Source organism: Terriglobia bacterium, from assembly GCA_020072815.1.
GTDB lineage: Bacteria > Acidobacteriota > Terriglobia > Terriglobales > Acidobacteriaceae > Angelobacter.
In genome coordinates this window covers 1-19,852 of record JAIQGE010000001.1, presented here as the reverse complement: position 1 = coordinate 19,852, position 19,852 = coordinate 1, and the positions used below count along the sequence as shown (strand labels likewise).

Sequence of the window (19,852 nt, the reverse complement as noted above, 5' to 3'; positions counted from 1 at the left end):
GTCACTGGCACTGGAAAAACTAAGGACTTAAGACGCGGATGGGGAACGCTGGAGTTGCGACGCGTTGTTGGCCTAGGGCGAAGATCTTCGATCCCCGGTGGAGCGGGGTCGCCTCAATACCTCGTGGAGCGCAGGCGCCCTCGCCTGCGGGGAAGAATCGTGTGGCACAGGCACTCTTGCCTGTGCGATTTTTCAGGCTTTGCCCAGTCTTCCAGAAAGCCAGTAGGATATGACGCCGAGAAGGCCCAGCGTAGCCAGGAGCGTCCATCGGCCTGCCAAAGCGCCAACATCAACGCCTATGCCGTCCACTTGGCTGTTGCGCATTGCCCGGACCAAGCGCACTAGGGTCGGCAGGAGAAGCAGGAAAATACCCAATCCAAAAACTCCGGTTGCGACGAATATCCGTTTCATCATGGGCCGACTCCTTTCCACGCGCCGATCACTTTAGATGACGATAGGGCTCCCTCACTCCGATTCGGGATGAATAGCTGTGTCAACAGAATCTGTCTACTTGGAGGCTCCTTCGACTTTCACCAGGTGATAGTACCGGATATACCCTTTGTCGCCGACGACCCAGCCATGGCTGGGATCAGGGAAGGAAAGCCCGCGAATCCCCAGCACCAGCTTGCCGATCTGGCGCCAGTGCTTGCCGCCGTCAGTGGTGGCGATGACCTGGCCGTTGCCGGAAAGCACGAATCCGTTTTGCGCATCGCGAAAATCCAGATCGCCAAGAGCATCGTAGGACTTCAGGCCGGTGTATTGGCTGGTCCAGGTCTTGCCGCCATCGGTGCTGCCCAGCATGGTGGTTCCGTCCGGGCCGAAGGCCCAGCCCGCAGTTGCATTAACGAACTTGACCTTCACCGTGCGCTGGGAAATTTTCTGCTCGACGTCCGACCACGTCCGCCCTCCGTCTGTGGTCATTGAAATGGTACTCGGCTGCGCCAGCAGCCAGCCATGCTGCGCATCAGAAAAGGAGATGGCGCGATAGCTGTTGCGTTCCAGTTTGCCCGGCAACGGGGTCCACGTGCGTCCGCCGTCATCGCTGCGGAAAACCCCCACCCCCATGTTGGGCGTGTGCAGTTGATAGCGCGCGGAACCTACCAGGCACCCGGCGCCGAAGCCGCCGGATTTCCCGATCCCCGCAGCGGGCTGCCAGGTATCGCCGCCGTCGGAGGTGTACAGGAGCACCTCGCCGGTGTTCAGCCATCCTTTGTTGGCGTCAGAAAATACGATCTCGACGCAACGCGTGCTGTCATTGCGGTCCGTCATCCGTTTCCAGGTTGTGCCGCCGTCCGTGGTCTTCAGGACGGTGTTGTGCTCGCCCGCGGCCCAGCCGGTTTGCGGATTGAGAAAGAAAACCGAGCACAGATTGTCCGTAACGCCGCTCTGTTGTGCGTCCCAGCGGGCCACGTAGTGTGTCTCTTGAGTTTTCTTCTGGGTTTGCTTTTTGGTTTGGGCTGCCGCCGTGCGCGCTTGCGCGCATACGATTGCCAGAGCAAGCAGCAGGTAAAGAAACCACCGTCGAAGCATCACGGGCATTCTCCTGAAGCGCTGATCTCCCGGGGTCTGTGGAAAGGTGTACCGGTTTCAAACCATGGTGTCAAGCGGCTTATGGGCTGTTTTTTCAGAATTCCGGGCGGTATGAGGAATCTTGGCCGACTTCCGATCACGGCGATCACGCGCGATGACGGCGATTCCCCTCAGTCGTTCGCTCCCACCCGTGTCTCCGGCACGCCCAGTTCCTGGTCTTTATATTGCAGTTGGTAGAGCTTCCAATAGATGCCGCGCTGGGTGAGCAGTTGCTGGTGGCTGCCGATTTCGCGTACCTGGCCTTTGTGCATCACGATGATCTTGTCCGCGCGCTGGATGGTCGAAAGCCGGTGCGCGATGATCACCGACGTTCGGCCTTCCACCATGCGGGTGAGCGCGTCGCGCACGCGCAGCTCGGTTTCCGTGTCCACGCTGGAGGTGGCTTCGTCCAGGACCAGGATTTTCGGATCGTGCGCCAGGGCGCGGGCAAACGAGATCAGCTGTTTCTGCCCGGTGCTGAGCGTGCTGCCGCGTTCCAGAACCGGCTCCTTGAAACCCTGCGGCAGAGTGCGGATAAAGTCGGCCACGTTCACGTTCTCCGCGGCGGATTCTACTTGCTCGTCGGGAATCCAACTGGAGCCCAGGCGGATGTTGCCTTCAATGGTCCCGCTGAACAGGAACGGGTCCTGCAGCACCACGCCAAAGCGCCGCCGCAGAGCGGTCAGGTCCATGCGGCGGATGTCCACGCCGTCAATGCGGATGGCGCCCTTTTGAATATCATAGAAGCGCATCAGCAGGGAGATGATGGTGGTTTTGCCCGCTCCGGTATGGCCGACGATAGCCACGCTCTCGCCCGGCTCAATGGTGAAGGAAACGTCGCGCAGGATCCAATCGTAGCCGGAGCCATCGGCGTTGCTTGGCGCGGACGCGTGGCCGTGGTTCTCCGCGGCCGACGGCGTTTCGGAGATATCTTCCTTCTCTATGTCAGCCAGCTTGCGGTACGCGAACCAGACGTGATCGAACTCGATCTTGCCGGGGCCTTCCACCTGCACCGGGTCCGCCGGAGAAACAATGTCCACCGGCGTATCCAGCAGGCGGAACACGCGCTCGGCTGAGGCCATGGCCGACTGCAGGATGTTGTACTTTTCGCTCAGGTCCTGAATGGGCCGGAAGAAGCGCTGCGCGTATTGCATGAAGGCCGTCACCGTGCCCAGAGTGACCATGCCAACCAACACCTTCAGCCCGCCGAACCAAAGCACGCAGGCAATCGCGATCACCGAGAGAACTTCCACCACCGGGTAATAGAGGGCGTACGCGAAGATGGCGTCCTTGAACGCCTCCATGTGCTGGGCGTTGACCTCAGAGAACTTGTTGTACGCGCGCTTCTCGCGATTGAAAAGCTGCAACACCACCATGCCGGTCACGTGCTCCTGCAGGTAGGCGTTGATGCGCGCGATGGCGGTGCGAATCCTCCGGTAGGATTCGCGCACCGAATTGCGGAAGATCATGGTCACCCAGAAAATCACCGGCAAAACGGCAAAGGTGATCAGCGCCAGCCACCAGTTCATCCGCAGCATGACAAACACGATGCCGCCCAGGATGAAGACGTCTTCAAAAATAGAAACCACGCCGGCGGTGAACATTTCATTCAGGGCGTCCACGTCGGTGGTGACGCGCGTCACCAGCCGGCCGACGGGATTCTTGTCATAGAAGCCGACGTGCATCTGCTGCAAGTGGCGGAAGATCTCGCGGCGCAGGTCAAACATGACTTTCTGTCCCGTCCACTGCATCAGGTAGGTTTGGACGAACTCCAGCACAAAGTTGAACAGCAGGGAAGCCAGATAGATCAGCGCGATCTGGCCCACGCCGATCAGCGGGCTGGGATTGAGCCAGCGGTCGAGAAAGTTGTGGTGCGTGCCGCGGGCGAAGGTCAGGTACTTGTCTACGGCGGTGGCCGTCAGGAAAGGGCCAATCACGTCCGGCCCCAGGACCACCTTCAGCAAGATCGACGCCAGCGCAACTATGGTCTGCCACCAATATGGGCGCAAGTATTTCAGCAGCCGCTTCATCAACCGGCTGTCATACGCTTTGCCTAAGACTTCTTCTTCCTGCGACATGGGGTAGACATCTATTTTACCCTTTGATTGTGTCGCTTCGCTCCAACCCGCTCACGTCCCTCCCACAAGGAGAGATATCAGTGCGCCTGAAGCATGCGGCTCGGCGCGCAAGTCGGCCTCGCCGCGAACTTACAGCACCACGATGCTGATTCCTTTATTGTTCTTGCTCAAGTCCGAGTCCTGCTTCCACTCCGGATACTTCTTCAGCAGGTTCCAGGTGGTTTCGTCGGAAATGCGCCAGTCTTCGCCGGCGACGAAGGCCGCAATCGTTCCTTCACGTGCCGCTTTGCGCAGCGATTTCTGCAGCTCGTCACGCAGCGCGCCGCCGACGCCTGAAGAACCGTATCCGTGGATCAGCTTGACCGCCGCGTAGCCTTGCGTCCGCGCCTTCTGCAATTCAAACTGCATGCGCAGGCGCGCCTGCTCCACGGTGGGCATGCCTTCTTCCAGGTTGATGATCTTGATGACAGCCGGTTTTCGCGACACAGGAGATAGTTTAGGGCGAAAGCAGTCGTGCAGCCACAATTTAAGCTCCTAGCCACTAGCAGCTAGCCGCTAGCAGCTAAAAGCCGCATTCACCCCGTATCATTTAATATGAGAGTTTGTGGACCAGAGCTTCCTATGAGCATGAAACTGATTGCAGATTGGGCCTTGAATACAGCTACACAGCGCGGCGCCAGCTACGGCGACGTCCGCATTGTGGACGAGCGCCAGCGATCGCTGGCCACCAAGAACGGCAAAGTCGGCCACGCGGCCAGCAACGAATCATTGGGCATCGGCGTGCGCGTTCTGGTGGACGATGCCTGGGGCTTCGCCGCCAGTGACGACCTTACCCGCGAAGCCGTGGACTCGACCGCCGCCAAAGCCGTGGAGATCGCCCGCGCCTCCGCGCGCGTGAAAGAAACCGGCATTCGTTTGGCGCCCGAGCCGGCGGCAAAGATTGAGTGGGCCACGCCGTGCAAGATTGATCCGTTTACCACGTCCATTGAGCAGAACCTTGATCTTTTGACGAAGATTGATCATGAAATTCTCGCGGTGCCGGGCGTGACGCTGGCGGAGAGCAACATGCATCTGGGCCGCTACGAGCAATGGTTCTATTCCAGCGAAGGCTCAGACATTCATCAGACGCGCACCATCACCGGCGCGGGCTTTGCCGCGTACAGTTTTCAAGGCACGGAGATCCAGAAGCGGTCTTTCCCCAATTCTTTCGGCGGACAGTACCAGACCAAAGGCTACGAGCTGATTGACGAGCTGAAATTGGTGGAGAATGCCCGGCGCATTGCCGAGCAGTCCGTGGCGCTGCATAAAGCTGAGCAATGCCCGCAGGGCAACATGAACCTGGTGCTGGATTCGTCGCAACTGGGCTTGCAGATCCATGAATCCATCGGCCACCCGATTGAGTTGGACCGCGTGCTGGGGATGGAAGCCAATTTCGCCGGGACCTCCTTCCTTACCATAGACAAGTTGCGCAAGCTGCGTTACGGCAGCGATATCGTGAACGTCGTCGCCGACGCCACCGAAGAGCACGGCCCTGGCCTGGGCACTTTCGCCTATGACGATGAAGGAGTGGCCGCGCAGTGCACGCCCATCATCACCAACGGGCTGTTCACCGGATACATTTCGTCGCGCGAGACGGCGCACACCATCGGCGAGAACCGGTCGAACGGGACCATGCGCGCGGAAGGCTGGAACCGCATCCCGCTCATCCGCATGACTAACATCAGCATCAAGCCCGGTGACAAGCCGCTGACGTTCGAGCAGCTCATTTCCGGCACCGACGACGGCGTCTACATGCAGACCAACCGCTCCTGGTCCATTGACGACAAGCGCTACAACTTCCAGTTCGGCTGCGAAATTGGCTGGGAGATCAAAGGCGGCAAGCTGGGCCGGATGTTCAAGAACCCATCGTACTCGGGCATCACCACCGAGTTCTGGAACTCCATGGACGCCATCTGCTCGCGCGACCAATGGACGCTGTGGGGAACTCCCAACTGCGGCAAAGGCCAGCCCATGCAAACCATGGGGACGGGACACGGCGCGTCCCCGGCAAGGTTTCGTGGGGTGAAAGTTGGCACGGCATATAAGGGAAGCTAAAGGCTCACCACGGAGACACGGAGGCACGGAGAAAACAATAATGCTGGATCAAGACAAAGCGCAGGCAATTTTCGGAAAGATAAAGAAGTTCGCCTCCGTCCCCGAAGTAGAAGTCATTTTTTCATCCACCAACTACTCCCTTACCCGCTTTGCCAACAACACCATCCACCAGAATGTTTCCGACCTGAATGAGGTGGCGTCCATCCGCGTGGCGTTTGACGGCAAGACCGCCCGGGCCACCACCAACCGCTTTGACGACGAAAGCCTGAAGCGCGCGGTGCAATCGGCGGAAGGGATCGCCAAAGTCCAGGAGCCGGATGCCGACCGTCTGCCGCTGGCCAAAGCGGAAGAAGGCAAGGTCGCAGAACCCGCGCCCTTCCGCTGGTTCCCGCAGACCGCGGCCATCACGCCCGCAGACCGCGCTGATGCCGTCGGAAAAATTGTTGGTGTGGCCAAGAAAAACGGGCTGGTCACCGCGGGGATCTACGTAAGTTCGGAGAGCGCGGAGGCCATCATTAATTCGAACGGCCTAAGCACGTTTCATCGGCAGACTTCGGCGGAAGTGTCCATCACCATGCTGGCCGATGATTCATCCGGCTGGCAGAAAGCCAACTCGCCGGACGTCGCCAACCTCGCGCCTGTCCGCCTGGCGGAGATTGCAGCGCAGAAGGCCCGGGACTCGCGCGGCCCGCAGGAGTTGGCTCCGGGCAAGTACACGGTGATTCTGGAACCGGCTGCGGTGCTGGACCTGGTGGGCTTCATGTTCTGGGACTTCGGCGGCATGGCCATTTTGGACCAGCGTTCTTTCCTAAATAACCGCATCGGCACAAAACTCTTCGGCGAAAACATCACCATCGTGGACGACGTGCGGCATCCTCTGCAGTCCAACGCGCCCTTTGACGGCGAAGGCGTGGCCCGCAGCCGCGTGAACCTGGTGGAAAAGGGCGTGATCAAGAACCTGGTCTACGCGCGCAGTACGGCGGCGAAGATGCGCAAGTCAGAGTATGCCGGCAAAGTGGGCGAAATCCGCGTCACCGGGCACGGTTTCCCGTTGCCCAATGAAATGGGCGAAGCGCCGGCCAACATCGTGTTTGTGACTCCAGGCGGCGAGCAGACGGTGGACCAGATGATCGCCGGAACCGAGCGCGGCGTGCTGATCACCAGGCTGTGGTACATCCGCGAGGTTGATCCTTACGAAAAGATGCTCACCGGCATGACGCGTGACGGCACATTCCTGGTGGAAGGCGGCAAGGTAAAGGGCGGCATCCGGAACTTCCGCTTTAACCAGAGCATTATTGATACCTTAAATAACGTGGAAGCCATGGGAAAGGCCGTACGCGCCAGCGGCGAAGAGGCTTTCGATATGGTGGTTCCCGCGATGAAGGTACGCGGCTTCAACTTCACCGAGGTTACCAAGTTCTAACGTATCGTTTTAAGGACAACGGCCCCGGCGCATGTCCTTTGGTGCGCTGTAAATACCAAAGTAATGTAGGGCGGCAAAGATGCCAGGTGTATAAAGTTTGGGACAGGGGTGAATAGGTGGCAGATTCCAGAAGTTCGGTTCGCTTCCCGCTCAAGCTTCCCATTACCGTCCGCACCGCAGACGCGCGCGAACACTTTGCTGAAACCGCTGACATTTCCGCCGGCGGCGTTCTTTTCCACACCAAGACTACGCTGGACGTGGGGACCATTATCCGGTTCCGCATCGTGTTGCCGGCCTCCGTGCTGGGGACGGACACGGACGTCCTGGTGAATTGCACCGGGCGCGTGGTGCGCGCGCTGGACGACCACGGCAAAACCGCCGTGGCCGCGGTGATTGACGAATACTGCTTCGAACGCGTTTTCTCCACCGCGGTCTGAAAAGAAATTGGTAATTGAGTAATTTTGTAATCGGGTAATTTGATAACCAATCAGTTTGTCGCAGGGCTGTTTGCCTCCACGAGCAGATAGCGATATTGGCCTAAAATGTCTTCGCGCGCCAACGGTCGTACGAAGCCCTTCATCGTGAAGTCCGCCGCCTACGCTTCACCTTATTTTTCGCGAGAATCCGTCCCGCATCCGCCCGCAGCTGCTTCCAGAAATCCCGCGTGAGCGGGGCGCCTTCGCCGGAGGCCAGTCCCTCCAGCAGCAGTCTTTCGAGTTGCGCGGAGGCTTGCTTCTGCTGCGCCTCGCGCAGCAACCCGCGCACGTACTCGCTGACGTTGCCATAGCCCTTGGTTTGGACCTCTTGCTCAATGAATTCTTTCAGCGAATCCGGCAAGGAAATGGTTACGGTGGTCATGTTGTCCAGTCTACCAGACATCTTAATAAATAAGAACAGTTAATATAACGAACAGGCGGCCTTTTCGGGCCGCCTGTCTGCTTTGTACCCCGAAACTTCGGGTCTGACTTACTGCAACAGAATCACGCGATGCGCGTACATCGTGGGATTGCCGCTGACCGGGTCTTTCAGTATCAGGCCGTAGGTCGCCAGCTTCATGCTGCCGCCGCTCTGGATGGCCGCCAGCCCGCTGATGTCAGTAAAGTGCGTGCTGTTCGCCGTCTGCACCGACAGCGGAGCTCCCAGAACGTAACCCAGCATGTTGTTGTTCTGCAACTGGAGCGAGCCGGCGTTGTTGTTGTTGATGACCACGGAGTTCAACACCAGGTCGCCGACCACGCCTTGCCGGCGCAGGACGATGCGCGACGGCACAAATTTGTTGGTGGCCGCGTCAATGGTCCCGCCCATCGCAATGCGTTGGCCGGGGACCAGCGTGGTGTTGTTGAACAGGAAATTGGTGAACCAGTTATCAATCAAGCGGATGCTGTAGTTGGAGACCAGGCTCACGTCCAGCGTGGTCACGGTGCCAACGGGCACGCCGGGCACGTCCGGCAGTTCTTCACCCACCAGCAGCGTGACGGTCTGGACCGGCCCGGTGGCGGGGTTTACGGCGACGATGCGTCCGGAGACGAAGGCTTTCTCCGTGGTGACCACTTCCACGGAATCAGCCAGAACGCTGCCGTCGGCCTGGATGTGGCCGTCCACTTCAATCACAGAAGGGTTGGGCAGAGTGGCTAGAGTCAGGTTGCCGCTGAAGTTGGTGCTGGAGTTCACATCAATGGTGATCTGATGCCCCCCGACGCGCTGCAGGATAAACGAATTTCCCGCAGTGTTGACCGAGACCAGGCCGCCGCGCAGATCGTTGACTTCAGCATCGGGGTCGCTCAGCGCCACCGGTTTCACCTTGATGACCGGATTGACCACGCCGGTGATCTGTCCTGCGGCGTCCACGGCGATCGAGTTGCGCAGGTTGAAATCAAGATGCAGCCCAGCCAGCCCGCTGGCAGCCACCGTCAGCGGCTGAGTCAAAGCCACGGTGATGGTGGTGCTGGGAACGTTGTTGCCGCCGGTGTCCTTGAATGTGCCGGTGATGTTCGACGCCGATGGCGGCGTAGCGGTCAAGTCCAGGAAAGAGATACTAGGACTGGCCATGGTAATCGTCAGGTTTTTGTAGGTCCCGGCGGGCACGGTGTTGAACCCCAGCAAGGTGCGCAGGCCCAGCAGCCGGGCAAAGTCCACGGTAGTGGGTGCGGCCAGCAACTCGGTGGCGCCGTCCAGCTTCATGCTGTTCAAGGTGACGTTGAAGGCCAGGACGGAAGGCAGAGGAGCGTCGCCTCCGGTGACGTAAACGCTGGCCGCTTGGGACTGGGCCACGTTGTTGGTGGAGCCGCCTCCGCAGCCGGTGAGGGCGGAGACCAGGATGATCGCCAGTGAGGCAAAGAGAATCAGACGTCGCATTGGAATACTCCCAGGTGGAGAGATTAAGGGGAGATAAGTTTCAAGTTCCGTCTTCACATAACCCAGGGCCCAAGGGAGAGTTGCGTTACCGGAGGACGATGGCCGGGATTTTTTCTGCTGTTCCGATTCAAACCGCACAAATTCTTCGTATGGCGATAGAAAGCGGTGTTTGTTGCCTTGCAAACCGGTCCTCTGAATCTTGTATGTAAGGGTTTACCGCCCGGGTGTACAGCCGGACCAACGGGAAACAGCCGCATTCGCTATAATGAAGAGGTCACGGCGCGCATGTGAGCCCGCCAGGGTTTGATTCGGCTGTGACGCGTCCCAACATGGCGCCGCGGAGAGATGGCCGAGTGGCTGAAGTTGAGCCGTTGAGCGGGCGTTTGAGCCCGCAGGCGAAATCCCGAGCGCAGTCGAGGGAGCTGTTAAAACATCGGAGAGATGGCCGAGTGGCTGAAGGCGCACGCTTGGAAAGCGTGTTTAGGGGAAACTCTAACGTGGGTTCGAATCCCACTCTCTCCGCCAGTCAGTCTGCAGCTCAGAGAAACTTTCTCTGATTCGTCGCGAATCGCCCGCGTTCCGGGCCTTTTCCCGCATCAATGAAACCGAAATAAGCACCGGAGCAGCAGCGGAACCCTAGTTGTTAGGCGCTATTCTCTGCTGGGCAAATCGGCAGTCCACTTTCCGAAATCGATTCTTAGGCGAAAAGTGACGTCTGAGATGCCTGCCTTACGCATGTACGTTTCGGCCCGATTAATGCCACAGGCCCGGCTCTGGACGTGAGTTATTGCTCGTCGGATGCTCAAAAACCCAGCAGCGCGCGCCACGCTGCAGCAGGGGTCGATGGCGGCGCGGTCGGCCCCAAGTCGGGCAACATTGGACTCGCCTGCAGGATGACGTACATGCCAGCAGTCGCCAGTTTGGGCATTCGCATCCTAAATGCCGCGGCGGAGAGCATTCGAATCGAGCTGTTGATCATCAGAGTCTCCGTGGTCCGCGTGATTCCCACGTAAAACAGCCTGCGCTGCTCTTGGCGCTGTCGCTCCTGCTCTGCTGGAGCGTCTTTCGGATCAATACTGGGCATAATGCCAGCGATGCACCCTGCGATGACCACCAGTCGCGCCGTGAGCCCTTTGGACTTGTACAAGCTCATGATCCGCACTGACGGCCCTTGGGAGCCAGGAAGTTCAGGCTGCGTGATGGTGCTGCGCAGTTCGTCCAGGAGTTCCTTAGCATTGGCCACATTCGGAAGGCTCAGGAGCGCCCCCTGCCGAACTGATATCACGTCCGCATTGCCGTCCGGAAAGAGGGTGTCGATCAGTGCCGCGAGGTCCAACGCCATCAGTGCAGTCAGCTTTAGGGTCAGGGCGTTGAATCGTGTCACTAATGTAGCCGTGTGCGGGATCGTTAGCGCGCCTGACCCCATGTCTTGGAGGGCAGCGCGCGGAGACTGTCCAGATTGCTCGCAATGCGCCCGCAACCGCGCATAGGGAAGTCTCTTACAATCCTGCGCATGCTCGCCCAGCCAATAACGCAGCGAAGGCCGGTCCTCTGGATCGACCAACTGAGTCAGCAGTGCAAATCCGTCGGCAGCGATATCCGTCGTCAGAGCATCCTCGAAGTAAAAGCTTTGTGCCTGCCACGTTCGCCCATTCTGCTGCGCGATCTCATTCAACCGATCGCGGATACCGTTACCGATCAAGCGACGACTCGAAAGTACTAACACCTCGCCAGCTGCCATTCCCTGATGCTGCTGTAAATACCAGTCGATATAATCGGCGATTGTGCTGACTTCGTCTTCAAGCGAGTGATGCTGGACAATATAGACATCGCCCTGCGCGTTCTGAGGACGTGGGTTCAAGGTTTTGGGTGCCAATCGTTGATTGTGGCTGATCAGTTCATTCGCCATGTTGACGACGCGCTGCGGACAGCGCCTGCACTCGTTGAGCAGTTCGTCATGAGTGCCGGCATGCGTTTGCGGATATTGCGCAATCCCTTCCGGATGAGCGTGCCTAAAGCCGTAGATCGATTGATCCTCGTCACCAATGACGGTCACCGCTGCATTGCCAGCGATCGCATCAATGAGCGCCTGATCAGCCCGATTGAGATCCTGGTACTCATCGACTAGGACGTGCTCGTATTGGGGAATATCCGGATGTCCCGGATTCTGCGACACAAAATCGAGAGCCAGGGGAATCAGCTCGCCTACCAGCATCGCCCGATGAAATCGGAGCCACGCTTTTAGCGCGTGATCGAATGCCTGCTCTACCGGGTTATTTGGCCATCCTGGCTGATGATGCTGCAGCCGCGCCCAATATGCGTCGAATGCCTTGACCAGCTTGTTGACCTTACGCTTTCCGCCGAACTGTGGACCGAGGTCGCACGCCATCGTGTCCTGCTCATAGGCCAACAGCGGACGTGCGTTACGCCCCAGCGTCTGAAAGACTGCCGTCCTGCTCAATAACCCGAAGCTCAGCGAGTGGAGCGTCTTTGCTGCTACCTGATCAGCGCCAGCCACGCCTAGCTGCGCCAATTTGCCGACCAGATCAAGAGCGGCCGTACGGGTATATGTGACAGCCAGGATATGGTTAGGCTGGACATTCTGCTCCAAAAGCCGCGCAACGCGGCGCATCAGAGCGAAGGTTTTGCCAGTGCCAGGACCTGCGACCACGCGAAGCTGTGCGCCGGCATAAGCAGCAATGTTTAGCGGCGTTCCTTGCAGTCCAGTGTTCCAAGGCATTAAGTTTGTATGATTTTATCCCAAGGGGACGGGCAACCTTGAAGTTGTAATTCGCTCCCGTATTGGGAAGAGGCGCCGTCCAGAAAATCGGGGGGCACCCGATAGGCGAGACCCGAACCCTATTATACCGCGGGCTCGGTGGTAGAATCGTCCAACACACCCCGTCTCTCACATGAGCAAGCTCGAGGCATTACTTCCCAACTCGACCGTCAAAGGCATACTCCCGGACTCTCTTGTTACGGTTGTTAACGTCCAGTGGTTTGGCTCAACGGCGCTGGAGCTGACTTACAAGACGACCACCGGCAAGGTAGCCAATGAACTCCTTTACCGGCACGACGAGCCGCGAATCGAAGTTGTTGAGATCGGGCGGCCTTGGAGTTTTGACGGGGATGGCTCGCTGTTCCGTCTTGTGTCAGAGGCCCACCGCATCCGCCTAGCCCATCTTTTCGATCCCGTACTAGCTGTGCATACTTCGCTGGTTGAACCCCTGCCGCATCAGATCACGGCAGTTTACGACTCCATGCTCCCGCGCCAGCCGCTGCGATTCCTGCTTGCCGACGACCCCGGCGCCGGCAAAACGATCATGGCCGGTCTTCTTATTAAGGAGCTCATCGCCCGCGGTGACCTTCAGCGTTGCCTCATCGTCTGCCCCGGCAGTCTGGCGGAGCAGTGGCAGGATGAACTTTATCGCCGTTTCCACCTGCCATTTGAGATTCTGACCAACGACAAGCTGGAGGCTGCCCGAACCGGTAACTGGTTCCTGGAGGCCAACCACGTCATTGCTCGCTTGGACAAACTCTCCCGCAATGAGGACGTCCAGGGCAAGCTTCTCGCGCCTGACTGCCGATGGGATCTGATCGTCTGCGACGAGGCCCACAAGATGTCGGCCACGTACTTCGGCGGCGAAATCAAATACACGAAACGATATAAGCTCGGTCAAATGCTCTCCGGGATCACGCGACACTTCCTGCTCATGACGGCTACGCCGCACAATGGCAAAGAGGAAGATTTCCAGTTGTTTATGGCGCTGCTTGACGGAGACCCGGAGCGGTTCGCGTACACGGTGCCTTATAAACTTTCTGATCCTGAAGCGCAGTTATACGCAGCTGTAACCGATTACGTCCGCGTAGAGTTTAATCGCGCCGAAGCTCTCCAAAACAACAAGCGCGCCGGTACGGTCGGCTTCGCGCTAACCATCCTGCAACGCCGCCTCGCGTCGTCGCCTGAGGCCATTTATCAATCGCTGCTGACGTCCAGTTTCGCGGGCTACCCCGGAGCGGCCACGGTCATTTTCCTATCCTTGGCAACACCCCACCCTCAATCTCAGCTTCCTCATCGACAGGAGAACAGCTATGAGTCCCCGCAATGGACGTGCAAACGGACCGGAGGGCAGCGCAGTCGATTTAAGCAAATCTGTGCCACCCCCCGTACTGCTCGGGATGAGCCCAGCGCCCCACTTCACGCTGGAACAAATCAAAGAACTCGTCGCAGAGCTGGAAGTGCCATTCGATCCCTCGGTGATCGAGTGGCGGGTCACCAACTCTACGAAAGACAAAAGGCGCGGGCAAGTCATACCGTACGCTGACCAGAGAGCGTATACCGACCGACTCAATGCGCTCTTCAGCCCTGCCGGATGGACGCGCAAGTACACTGTCCACACCAGCGCCAATTTTCAGCGGGGCAAGGACCAAAGAGTTGTTGTCAAGGTCTTTGTCACCTGTGCTCTGACGATCTTCGGGCTCGGTCTCCATTCAGCTACGGGTGAGGAGTGGGCGGACGACGAAAACGCCGGCACCAGCGCGGAAGCCCAGGCGTTCAAACGTGCATGTTCTTGCTTTGGGCTTGGCCGGTACCTGTATCACTTCACCGGTGCGTGGGTGGATTTGGACGACAGAAAGCGGCCAACGAATACGCCGAAGCTTGCCGGTTGGGCGACGCCTGAAGGCTGGCGGCAAGGCCTGCGACCACACCGGGGAGAGGACCAGCAATCGTCAATACCGGCCAGCGCCGCTAAGACGACTCCTGAAAACCAAGGCCAGAAAAAAACTGTCGGGCAGGGCAAGTGCGCCGAACTAATTCGCGAGATTGAAGCGATGGCGGAGCCGCTGGGAAGGGGCCCCTATCGGGGACTGCTGAAGACAGTAGCAAGGGTCTGGAAACCCAGCCAGGTTCAGGATGCAGCACTGCTTCAGAAAGTGTTGGCGCAAATGCAGGCAGCAGAGCGCGGTTTACGCCGATTGGACGCCGCCATGGACAAGACGGGAGCCGAACCGTTGGCTGCGGTTCTGCGTTCGTTGAATGTGAAGTCTCTCGACCAAGTGGACAATCTCGAAACTCTTCACAAGGTTGTGCTCGCACTCGAAGCGAAGGCGACTCCTACAGCCACTCAGGTATAGCGGTAGGTGGAACCCTGATAAACCCTTCCAGCTTCAGGCCAGCTTTTTTCGTGCTGCCCACCGCTTTTTCTGTGCGTCGCTGATCCGCTTCCTGGCTGCCGCGCTCACGTGACGTCTCCGACCCGTGCGCTTGGCTGTTATCCTGCCCCTGCCACCACCGCTTACCTGCAGCGCCGCGATAGCCCTGTTGAGACGGTCTCTCTCGGCTTCCAATTCAGCAATTATGGCTGCTGTGTCCACGGTTCTCCTCTTCTGTTTGACGGGTGCCATTGTAAAACGAAACAGCACGTCCAAGGGCTGGCTCACCAACTATTTAATCAGGTTGATTCCAGCGCTATGCCCGGCGTCTCTTACTTATCTGAAAGGAAAATTTGATGAAAGCATCTACCATTGCAAATGCCTTGCGCACGCTCGTTGCTGCACGGCAGCCCGTGTTCATCTGGGGCGGTCCCGGCATCGGCAAGTCGGCCGTTGTTCATCAGCTTGCCGCCATTCTAAAGGTCACTCTCCAGGATGTTCGGGCCTTGTTGCTCGATCCGGTCGACCTGCGCGGCCTTCCATTCCTGGGAAAAGATGGTCGGTCAAAGTGGGCAACACCAGAGTTCCTTCCCCAAGAGGGATCGGGAATTCTGTTCCTGGACGAATTGAATGCGGCACCCGGCATGGTCCAGGCCAGCTGCTACCAGCTTGTGCTGGATCGCAAGCTCGGCGAATACACCTTGCCAGAGGGATGGGCGATTATTGCCGCCGGCAACCGCGATTCGGACCGCGCGGTGACAACCCGCATGCCGACGCCTTTGCGGAACCGGTTTGTGCACCTGGAGTTCGAGGTGGACCTTCAGGAATGGTCGGAGTGGGCCATCCAGGCCGGGGTCCGGCCCGAGGTGATCGCGTTCCTGCGTTTTCGGCCCGAAGTGCTGAGCGCATTTGATCGTGATGCCAATGCCTTCCCGTCACCGCGCTCCTGGGAATTCGTGTCCCGCATTCTCGACTCCGCACCGGATCAATCTATAGAGCACGAGCTGTTTTCCGGCGCGGTTGGCACCGGTGCGGCTACGGAGTTCTCCGCTTTCCTACGGATGTTCCGCGAACTGCCGAACATCGATGCCATCTTGATGAACCCGCTCAAGGAACCCGTGCCAGAAAATGCGGCTGCGCAGTACGCAGTGCCTTCGGCCTTGGCGCGATGCGCATCCGACATCAACTTCGACCGCGTCTGCCTGTACCTGGATCGTATGCCAACGGAGTTTAGTGTGCTGTGCGTGCGTGACGCGTCCTTGCGCGAACCAGGCATTCGCCATACGGCCAGCTACACCAAATGGGCGATTGAGAACCACCACGTACTCGCTTAACAGCCTCAAGACACTTCTCTCAGAAAATCCCAACAGGAGACATTCGCTGTGACTTCCATTCAGATTCCAGAACCCTCTTTGTCTTCGCGGGCTATGTTGTGCTCGCTTTCCATCAGCATGTGGTCCGCTCGGAAACATGATCGCGATGCTTCCGAGGAGATTGCGGTGCGGCACGGTGCCCAGGCCGACTCCGGGCGTTACCACAAAGTCCTCCTTCCCAAGCAAGCGTTAACCGAGATACAGAAGGTCGTTAGTGAGGCCCGCCAGGAACACTACTTCATGACATTGCCTTGGGACGACGACGGCTACCGAGTGCTGCCGGCAGCCGTCTATATGGATCACGTCGAGAAGATGCGCGGTCTGTCGAATCAATTCACCGCGGCGGTCGAAACCTTGACGCGGCAGTTTTCGGCTCTTGTTGAACAAGCCAAGACACGACTCGGTGGTCTGTTTCGCGAAAGTGACTATCCGGCCGCCAACGAGCTTCGTGCTAAGTTCTCCTTCGACACCAAGGTGTTGCCTTTGCCGGAGGCAGGCGACTTCCGAGTTGCGCTGGGGAACGAAGAAAAAGACCGGATCAAACGCCAGATTACGGCAGCAGTGGAGGCCTCTCTCCAAGTGGGAACCAGGGAATTGTGGTTTCGCCTCTATGAAGCTGTCCAGCATATGGCCGAACGGCTGTCCGCCTATAAGGTGACGGACCAGGGTGTGGAGCACCCGTTTCGCGACACTGTTGTCACCAATTTGGTGAAACTTGTAGACGTTCTGCCGAAACTGAATATCACGAATGACGCTGAGTTGGAGCGCTTGGCAGAACAAGTGCGCGCCTCGCTTCTCGTCGATCCCAACTCACTGCGCAAGTCAGAATCGGCCCGCGCCGAGACCGCCAAAGTCGCCGCGGCCATCGCGCAGCACATGGCCGGCTACATGGCAGGTTACTCAGTACCCGTGTTTGAGCCGATGGAGGTTGCATGAGGATCCAGACCAGTGTGGAACGGAAACTGACCCGAGCACGGACGCAACTCCTGCTGAACCAGCCGTTCTTTGGGACGCTGTGTCTGCGGTTGAAGCTTGCTCCTGGCAACCTGCCAACGATGGCCACCGACGGCCGCCGCATCGTTTACGATCCGGCCTTTGTCGATGCGCTCAAGCCGGCAGAGCTGGAAGCCGTGCTGGCTCATGAGGTCTTACACTGCGCGCTTGGGCACCACTGCCGCCGAGGCGAACGCGATCCGCAGATTTGGAATCAGGCCGCAGACCTGGCCATCAACCCAATCCTCGTGAGCAATGGATTCGCACTCCCGGCTGGCGCCCTGCTTGATCCTGCTTTCGACAACCTGAGCGCCGAAGAGATTTACACGCGGTTGCTTCAGCGGAGCAAGGACGAATCGAGCGCAACGCCAGAGCAGACTCCGCAGCCGCCGGGCGCTGGTTCGGGCGGCGGTAACGAGCAAGGAGCTCAGGGCCAGCAAACGTCAGATTCTGAATCAAGTACGCAGAACCCGTCCGCCCCAAACCAAGACGCAAGTGGGAACCGGGCAGAAAGCCAGCCGCCTCGGCTTGGTGGTTTCGGCGAGGTTTGGGACGCAACAGACGAGCAGGGCGGTCCTGCGTCGCAGGCAGAGAACAGCCGCCAGCAGCAGGAGTGGAACATCGCCGCCGACCAGGCAATGCGATCAGCAAAATCGTGTGGACACGAACCCGCAAATCTGGACAGACCTCTCAACGAAAGCAGACAGCCAATGCAAGACTGGCGGGCAATCCTGCGCGCCTTCGTGGCAGCAATTGCGCCGTCCGATTACCGGTGGACGCCACCAAATCGGAGGTATGTGGCTTCGGGTTTGTACCTGCCGTCAGTCGAGCGGACTGGTCTGGGCACCATCGTAGTCGGTGTCGACACGTCAGGTTCAATCGGGGAGGAAGAGCTGAAGCAGTTCGCAGGCGAAATCTCGGCCATCTCAGAGGAAGCCAAGCCGGAAGGCATCCACGTCGTATATTGTGACGCGACGGTCCAGTCATCACAAGAATTTGGGCCGTCAGAGTCGATTCAACTGAAGCCCAGAGGCGGCGGGGGCACGGACTTCCGTCCTGTATTCGAGTGGGTCAACGAAAACCAAATCTCACCCGTCTGTCTCATCTATCTCACCGATCTGTGTTGCTATTCCTATCCCCCAATCCCTGAATATCCAGTTCTGTGGGTGACCGATTCCCGCCGGACTGCGCCTTTCGGTGAAACGGTTCGCATCACCCTCGACTAAGGAGCCGCCATGTCTTTAAGGATCAGCTTTCGATTTGACGGGAGATGTAGTGTGCATCCCCGTTACAACCCGGCAAAAGACGGAGGGCCGCAGCACAAAGAGTGCCATGGCTGTGAATCACTCCACGTCATCCACCTCTATTGCGGGATTGCTCGCAAGAAGGCTGAGACTGGGGAGGGATTGACGGTTTCTCATCCAGAAATTCAGACCGAGCCAACCGGGCAAATGGACGCTTCAGAAGACGCTTTCAGCAATGGAGCCGATAAAACGGAAGCAGTGTGAAACCCGCATTGTTCGTGGCCACTCACGTTAGCTCTCAATAATCGGCTTCGCAATCCCGCCCTGACGGCCGTTCCCCATCGCACCCTTCAAGAGATCAGAACTCCATCAATCAACCCATCGGAAGTTCCCATGAGTACCGGTCTTTCTGCAGTGCAACACATCCGCAGAATGCGCGGAGGAGCGCAGTCTCATCTGATGCGCTCCTCCGACGGCAATTTCTTCGTGGTCAAATTCGCCAATAACCCCCAGCACGTTCGCGTCCTGGCCAACGAGATGTTCGCGTCGCGCCTGGGCCAATGGCTTGGACTGCCGATTCCGCGAGTCGAGGTGATCGAAGCCTCTGACTGGCTCATCACCAACACCCCGGACCTGCGCGTTGAGGTGGGCGGCTCTGCGGTTCCATGCAGCAGTGGCAAGCAACTGGCGTCGCTCTATCCGCCTCTAGAAACACAGGTGTTCGACTACCTGCCGGAGTCGATGTTGGAGAGCCACTTCAAAATTCCTCTTGATCGCTTCATCGGGGAACCCCTTGAAAACCATTCACTCTGCAAAGCCCATCTAATCTCTGTCGCAGGCGGTGACACCCAGATCGCCGCAGTCAGCGCAGCCATTGCCAATCGGGAGTGGTTCAGCGTGGAGACCCCGGACGGCTCAACTTTCAGAGTCACCTTGGGAGCCAATGCTCAGTCGTACCGGGGTTCTGTCAACGTGGAGGGCAGCAAATATCCTCTGCGCCATCTCGTGGCCGTTTCCGAAGAGCTGAGTCAAATCGGTACCGGAAAGACGACCGAGCGGGTGATTCTGCTGGATGACTCGCCGGACTTTGTTTGGAAATCGCTTGCGCAGGTTCATGGAGTGCCGGGCGTATGCGAATGGGCCGACTGGTTCTTGGGTGAATTGACACGGCTGAAAGCGATTGAGCCGCTGCTCGGCATTGGTTGCAGACCTGTGCTGGTTAAAGGAGCGAAAGGCATGTTCATGAACTGCATCAGCCGCGGATTGCGCTCGGGAAAACTCCAGTTTCCTCAGAGCAACGGGCCAGTGTATTGGGATCGGCACTCGTTCAAGCAGTTGCTGACCCCGGAGATCGCGTAGGAGACGCATCCATTCGTCATAGAGCCTCCCAAATTGATCGGTGCAAATAGACTTTGATGTCAAAGAGAACTCTAGAACCAGTCTCATAAATAGGTTGGGAGAGAATGCGAGTGCAGTTGGGGGTGAGAAGAGGCATGATGGGGTTCTCTGGAGTACTCTGCAGCTGACCGATGCATGGACGCTGGGAAGTGACCGACGAACAGTGGGCAA

General features: G+C 58.4%; 14 protein-coding genes, 1 tRNA gene and 1 pseudogene. 10 read left to right on the top strand and 6 right to left on the bottom strand.

Going from position 1 to position 19,852, the window contains the following annotated elements:
- Positions 1–507: 507 nt before the first annotated feature.
- From LAO20_00080 to LAO20_00070, 3 genes are all read right to left on the bottom strand, one after another.
- Positions 508–1,530 carry a hypothetical protein gene (locus LAO20_00080; protein MBZ5529799.1) on the bottom strand — a complete coding sequence of 341 codons (1,023 nt, stop codon included), beginning with the start codon at positions 1,528–1,530 and terminating at the stop codon, positions 508–510.
- Positions 1,531–1,700: 170 nt separating this feature from the next.
- Entirely contained in the window at positions 1,701–3,647 is a 1,947-nt protein-coding gene (locus LAO20_00075) for an ABC transporter ATP-binding protein/permease (protein MBZ5529798.1), read from the bottom strand.
- Between the two features lie 129 nt (positions 3,648–3,776).
- Complete coding sequence (locus LAO20_00070; protein MBZ5529797.1) at positions 3,777–4,133, bottom strand: Smr/MutS family protein; 357 nt, start codon at positions 4,131–4,133, stop codon at positions 3,777–3,779.
- A gap of 141 nt (positions 4,134–4,274) precedes the next feature.
- Between LAO20_00070 and LAO20_00065 the strand changes: the two genes are divergently transcribed.
- The 3 genes from LAO20_00065 to LAO20_00055 all read left to right on the top strand — a co-directional run bounded on the left by LAO20_00065 (position 4,275) and on the right by LAO20_00055 (position 7,601).
- Positions 4,275–5,741: a TldD/PmbA family protein gene (locus LAO20_00065; protein ID MBZ5529796.1), complete on the top strand. Its 1,467-nt coding sequence runs from the start codon at positions 4,275–4,277 to the stop codon at positions 5,739–5,741.
- Between the two features lie 40 nt (positions 5,742–5,781).
- Positions 5,782–7,164, top strand: coding sequence for a TldD/PmbA family protein (locus LAO20_00060; GenBank protein ID MBZ5529795.1), 1,383 nt, complete (start codon positions 5,782–5,784; stop codon positions 7,162–7,164).
- A 116-nt stretch (positions 7,165–7,280) separates the two neighbouring features.
- The gene (locus LAO20_00055) at positions 7,281–7,601 is read left to right on the top strand and encodes a PilZ domain-containing protein (GenBank protein MBZ5529794.1); all 321 of its coding nucleotides are present in this window, start codon (positions 7,281–7,283) and stop codon (positions 7,599–7,601) included.
- 139 nt (positions 7,602–7,740) lie between these two features.
- On the opposite strand, the gene LAO20_00050 is transcribed toward LAO20_00055, so the two are convergent.
- Together LAO20_00050 and LAO20_00045 are read right to left on the bottom strand one after the other, a co-directional pair.
- A complete protein-coding gene (locus LAO20_00050; protein MBZ5529793.1) occupies positions 7,741–8,022 on the bottom strand; it encodes a type II toxin-antitoxin system ParD family antitoxin in 282 nt (93 codons plus the stop codon).
- Between the two features lie 108 nt (positions 8,023–8,130).
- A complete protein-coding gene (locus LAO20_00045) occupies positions 8,131–9,519 on the bottom strand; it encodes a DUF4382 domain-containing protein (protein ID MBZ5529792.1) in 1,389 nt (462 codons plus the stop codon).
- 435 nt (positions 9,520–9,954) lie between these two features.
- Here LAO20_00045 and LAO20_00040 point away from each other — a divergent pair.
- Positions 9,955–10,044, top strand: a tRNA-Ser gene (locus LAO20_00040).
- Positions 10,045–10,321: 277 nt separating this feature from the next.
- On the opposite strand, the gene LAO20_00035 is transcribed toward LAO20_00040, so the two are convergent.
- Positions 10,322–12,259 carry an ATP-dependent helicase gene (locus tag LAO20_00035; GenBank protein MBZ5529791.1) on the bottom strand — a complete coding sequence of 646 codons (1,938 nt, stop codon included), beginning with the start codon at positions 12,257–12,259 and terminating at the stop codon, positions 10,322–10,324.
- 172 nt (positions 12,260–12,431) lie between these two features.
- On the opposite strand from LAO20_00035, the pseudogene LAO20_00030 reads away from it, so the two are divergent.
- From LAO20_00030 to LAO20_00005, 6 genes and pseudogenes are all read left to right on the top strand, one after another.
- Positions 12,432–13,505: pseudogene (locus LAO20_00030) on the top strand (DEAD/DEAH box helicase).
- A 253-nt stretch (positions 13,506–13,758) separates the two neighbouring features.
- A complete protein-coding gene (locus tag LAO20_00025; protein ID MBZ5529790.1) occupies positions 13,759–14,655 on the top strand; it encodes a hypothetical protein in 897 nt (298 codons plus the stop codon).
- Between the two features lie 374 nt (positions 14,656–15,029).
- Positions 15,030–16,007, top strand: coding sequence for a MoxR family ATPase (locus LAO20_00020; protein ID MBZ5529789.1), 978 nt, complete (start codon positions 15,030–15,032; stop codon positions 16,005–16,007).
- Between the two features lie 48 nt (positions 16,008–16,055).
- On the top strand, positions 16,056–16,982 hold the full coding sequence (locus LAO20_00015) for a hypothetical protein (GenBank protein MBZ5529788.1): 927 nt from the start codon (positions 16,056–16,058) through the stop codon (positions 16,980–16,982).
- Complete coding sequence (locus LAO20_00010; GenBank protein MBZ5529787.1) at positions 16,979–18,265, top strand: VWA-like domain-containing protein; 1,287 nt, start codon at positions 16,979–16,981, stop codon at positions 18,263–18,265. The genes LAO20_00015 and LAO20_00010 overlap by 4 nt, the downstream gene beginning before the upstream one ends.
- A gap of 411 nt (positions 18,266–18,676) precedes the next feature.
- Complete coding sequence (locus LAO20_00005; GenBank protein ID MBZ5529786.1) at positions 18,677–19,642, top strand: hypothetical protein; 966 nt, start codon at positions 18,677–18,679, stop codon at positions 19,640–19,642.
- The last annotated feature ends 210 nt before the right edge of the window (positions 19,643–19,852 follow it).